Here is a 4,440-nt window from a genome sequence, read left to right as displayed (position 1 = left end):
GCTGGCCGACCTGCCCGCCGCCGCCTCCGGCAACGCGGTGGATGCGCCGCTCGACGCCGCCGCGCGCGCCGCGCTCGGCGTGGTGGACGGCGACACGGTGCGCTGCGTGCCGCTGCATGGCCGCGGCGAGGCCGCTTCCGCCCATGGGGCCAACCCGCTTTCGGGAGACGCGCGATGATCGTGGTTCGCGTCGTACAGACAGGCGACGTCGATGCGCTGGTGGCGCTCGCGCAGGAAACCGGCCCGGGCCTGACCACCTTCAAGCCGGATCGCGACGCGCTCGCGGCCCGCGTCGAACGCGCGCGCCGCACGCTCGACGGCACGGCCACGCCGGCCGAGGCCGGCTACTTCTTCGTGATGGAAGACACCGCCACCGGCGACATCGCCGGCGTGTGCGGGATCGAAACCGAGGTCGGGCTCGCGCAGCCGTTCTACAACTACCGCGTGGCCACCGTGGTGCACGCGAGCCAGGATCTCGGCGTGTGGACGCGCATGTCGCTGCTGAACATCTCGCACGACCTGACGGGCTACGCCGAAGTCTGCTCGCTGTTCCTGAGCCCGCGCTACCGCACGGCCGGCGTGGGCGGGCTGCTGTCGCGCTCGCGCTTCATGTTCATCGCGCAGTTCCGCGAGCGTTTTCCGGAGCGGATCTGCGCCGAGCTGCGCGGCCATTTTGACGAGGCCGGCACTTCGCCGTTCTGGCGCGCGGTCGGCTCGCACTTCTATCAGATCGACTTCAACGCCGCCGATTACCTGAGCTCGCACGGCCGCAAATCGTTCCTGGCCGAACTGATGCCGCGCTTTCCGGTGTACGTGGATCTGCTGCCGCAGGACGCGCAGGATTGCATCGGCCTCACGCACCGCGACACGCTGCCGGCCCGCAAGATGCTCGAAGCCGAAGGCCTGCGCTACCAGAACCACGTCGACATCTTCGACGCCGGCCCGGTGCTCGAATGCCACGTATCCGACTTGCGCACCGTGCGCGACAGCGTGGTGGCGCCGGTGGAAATCGGCCAGCCCGAGGCAGCCGAAGGCGGCCCGCGCGCGCTCGTGTCGAACACCTCGCTCGCCGATTTTCGCGTCGGCGCGGCGCCGGGCGCGGTGGCCGACGGCCGCTTCGTGCTGACGGCCGGCGATGCGGCGGCGCTGGGCGTCGCGGCCGGCGATCCGGTGCGCGTCTACGCGCTGAAGTCCCAACCGAGATAACACATGTCCGAACTCTTCATCGACGGCGACTGGGTCGCCGGCAGCGGCCCCGCCTTTGCCTCGCGCAACCCCGGCACCAACGAGATCGTCTGGCAGGGCGCGAGCGCGTCCGAGGCCGACGTCGGCTGGGCCGTCGCCAGCGCGCGCCGCGCGTTCGCCGATTGGTCGGCGCTCGCGCTCGAGGCGCGCATCGCGATCGTCCAGCGCTTCGCCGCGATCCTCGACGAACGCAAGGAAGCGCTGGCCGCCGCGATCGGCCGCGAAACCGGCAAGCCGCTCTGGGAAGCGCGCACCGAAGTGACGACGATGGCCAACAAGGTGGCGATCTCGATCACGGCCTATCACGAGCGCACCGGCGAGAAGCGCACGCCGATGGCCGACGGCACCGCCGTGCTGCGCCATCGCCCGCACGGCGTGGTGGCCGTGTTCGGCCCGTACAACTTCCCCGGCCATCTGCCGAACGGCCATATCGTGCCGGCGCTGATCGCCGGCAACACGGTGGTGTTCAAGCCGTCCGAGCTGGCGCCGGGCGTGGCGCAGGCCACCGTCGAGGCCTGGCGCGACGCCGGGCTGCCGGCCGGCGTGCTGAACCTCGTGCAGGGCGAGAAGGACACCGGCGTGGCGCTCGCCAACCATCGCCAGATCGACGGCCTGTTCTTCACCGGCAGCTCCGACACCGGCACGCTGCTGCACCGCCAGTTCGGCGGCCGGCCCGAGATCGTGCTGGCGCTCGAGATGGGCGGCAACAATCCGCTGGTGATCGGCGAGGTGGCCGATCTCGACGCGGCCGTGCATCACGCGATCCAGTCGGCGTTCCTGTCGGCCGGCCAGCGCTGCACCTGCGCGCGCCGTATCTTCGTGGCCGACAACGCCGACGGCGACCGCTTCCTCGCGCGCTTCGCCGAGGTCACGGCCGCTATCCATGCCGATCGCTTCGACGCCGATCCGCAGCCGTTCATGGGCGCGGTGATCTCGGCGCGCGCGGCGGCGCGGCTGGTGGAGGCGCAAACGGCGCTGCTCGCGGCCGGCGCGCGGCCCGTGATCGCGATGGCGCAGCGCGACGCGGCGCTCGGCTTCGTCAACGCGGCGATCCTCGACGTGACCGAGGTGCGCGATCTACCCGACACCGAATACTTCGGCCCGCTCGCGCAGGTGATCCGCTACCGCAGCTTCGACGAGGCGATCGCGCTGGCCAACGACACGGCCTATGGCCTGTCGGCCGGGCTGCTGTCGGACGACGCCGGCGCGTGGGCGCATTTCCAGCGCAGCATCCGCGCCGGCATCGTGAACTGGAACCGGCCGACCAACGGCGCCTCGTCGGCCGCGCCGTTCGGCGGCGCGGGCCGCTCGGGCAACCACCGGCCGAGCGCGTTCTACGCGGCCGATTACTGCGCGTACCCGATGGCCTCGGTCGAGAGCGAGCAACTGCAGATGCCGGCGAGCCTGTCGCCCGGCCTCCATTTCTGAGCGGACGGCAACGATGAACGCAACGCGCAACGCCATCGAGGCGAATTTCGACGGGCTGGTCGGCCCGACCCACAACTACGCGGGGCTGTCGTTCGGCAACGTGGCGTCGCTGAACAACGAGAAATCGGCGGCCAACCCGAAGGCGGCCGCCCGCCAAGGGCTGCGCAAGATGAAGCAGCTCGCCGATCTCGGTTTCGCGCAAGGCGTGCTGCCGCCGCAGGAGCGGCCGTCGCTGCGCCTGCTGCGCGAGCTCGGCTTCTCGGGCAAGGACGCCGACGTGATCGCCAAGGCCGCCAAGGAAGCGCCCGAACTGCTGGCCGCGGCCAGCTCGGCCTCGGCCATGTGGACGGCCAACGCGGCCACCGTCAGCCCGTCGGCCGACACCGGCGACGGCCGCGTGCACTTCACGCCGGCCAACCTGTGCAGCAAGCTGCATCGCGCGATCGAGCACGTCGCCACGCAGCGCACGCTGTCGACGATCTTCGCCGACGAGGATCGCTTCATGGTGCACGACGCGCTGCCGGGCACGCCGGCGCTCGGCGACGAGGGCGCGGCCAATCACACGCGCTTTTGCGCGGGCTACGGCGAGCCGGGCGTGGAATTCTTCGTCTACGGGCGCAGCGAATACCGGCGCGGGCCGGAGCCGAAGCGCTTCCCGGCCCGGCAGACGTTCGAGGCGAGCCGCGCGGTGGCGCAGCGCCACGGGCTGGCCGACGCGGCCACCGTCTACGCGCTGCAGAACCCCGACGTGATCGACGCCGGCGTGTTCCACAACGACGTGATCGCGGTCGGCAACCGCGACACGCTGTTCTGCCACGAGCTGGCGTTCGCCGACCGGCACACCGTGTACGACGCGCTGACGGCCGCGCTGGCCGAGCGCGGCGCGCGGCTCAACGTGATCGAGGTGCCCGACGCGGCGGTCGGCGTGAGCGACGCGGTGGGCTCGTATCTGTTCAACAGCCAGCTGCTGACGCGCGCCGACGGCGCGCAGGTGCTGGTGGTGCCGCAGGAATGCCGCGAAAACGAACGCGTCGCGCGCTATCTCGACGCGCTGGAGGCCGGCAACGGCCCGATCCGCGAGGTCAAGGTGTTCGACCTGCGCGAGAGCATGAAGAACGGCGGCGGCCCGGCCTGCCTGCGCCTGCGCGTGGTGCTGACCGAGGCCGAGCGCGCGGCGGTGCGCGCCAAGGTCTGGATCGACGACGCGCTGTTCGGCTCGCTCGACGCGTGGATCGAGAAGCACTACCGCGACCGGCTCGCGCCGGCCGACCTGACCGATCCGGCGCTGCTCGACGAATCGCGCACGGCGCTCGACGAACTGACGCAAATCCTCAAGCTCGGCTCGCTCTATGACTTCCAGCGCTGATCGCGGCGGCGCGCCCGCCTGGCTCGACGATTTCCTGGCCTTCACGCTGGCGGGCGGCGAGCCCGCGCAGCCCGAGGGCGTGTGCGCCGACGGCATGGTTCGTTTCGCGTGGCGCGGCGAGGGCCTGCTCGAACTGACGCCCGAGGTGCTGTGCATGTCGGCGGTCGGCGCGCCGGCCAACGTGCTCGTGTCGGCCGGCGTGCACGGCGACGAAACCGCACCGATCGAACTGGCGTCCGCGCTGGTGCGCGACCTGACGCGCGGCGCGCTGCCGCTTGCCTCGCGGCTGCTCGTCGTGCTCGGCCATCCGGGCGCGATGCGCGCCGGCACGCGCTATCTCGACGACGACCTGAACCGCCTGTTCAACGGCCGCCACGCGCAGCGCGAAGGCAGCCGCGACA

General features: G+C 71.6%; 4 protein-coding genes and 1 pseudogene. All 5 read left to right on the top strand.

Going from position 1 to position 4,440, the window contains the following annotated elements; translation table 11 throughout:
* Positions 1 to 178 (top strand): annotated as a pseudogene (locus tag G3N92_RS31170) (arginine/ornithine succinyltransferase subunit alpha); the annotation flags it as partial.
* Complete coding sequence (gene astA, locus G3N92_RS31165; RefSeq protein WP_206131388.1) at positions 175 to 1,206, top strand: arginine N-succinyltransferase; 1,032 nt, start codon at positions 175 to 177, stop codon at positions 1,204 to 1,206. The pseudogene G3N92_RS31170 and the gene astA, both read left to right, overlap by 4 nt.
* A gap of 3 nt (positions 1,207 to 1,209) precedes the next feature.
* A complete protein-coding gene (gene astD, locus G3N92_RS31160) occupies positions 1,210 to 2,673 on the top strand; it encodes a succinylglutamate-semialdehyde dehydrogenase (RefSeq protein WP_206131387.1) in 1,464 nt (487 codons plus the stop codon).
* Between the two features lie 13 nt (positions 2,674 to 2,686).
* On the top strand, positions 2,687 to 4,039 hold the full coding sequence (astB, locus tag G3N92_RS31155; protein ID WP_206131386.1) for an N-succinylarginine dihydrolase: 1,353 nt from the start codon (positions 2,687 to 2,689) through the stop codon (positions 4,037 to 4,039).
* The coding region (locus tag G3N92_RS31150; protein WP_206131385.1) for a succinylglutamate desuccinylase/aspartoacylase family protein at positions 4,023 to 4,440 on the top strand (418 nt) is incomplete at its 3' end. The genes astB and G3N92_RS31150, both read left to right, overlap by 17 nt.

Source organism: Burkholderia sp. Ac-20379 (assembly GCF_017104645.1).
Classification (GTDB): Bacteria; Pseudomonadota; Gammaproteobacteria; order Burkholderiales; family Burkholderiaceae; genus Burkholderia.
Note: the sequence above shows the minus strand (reverse complement) of the source record. Positions and strands in the feature narration are given on the sequence as shown.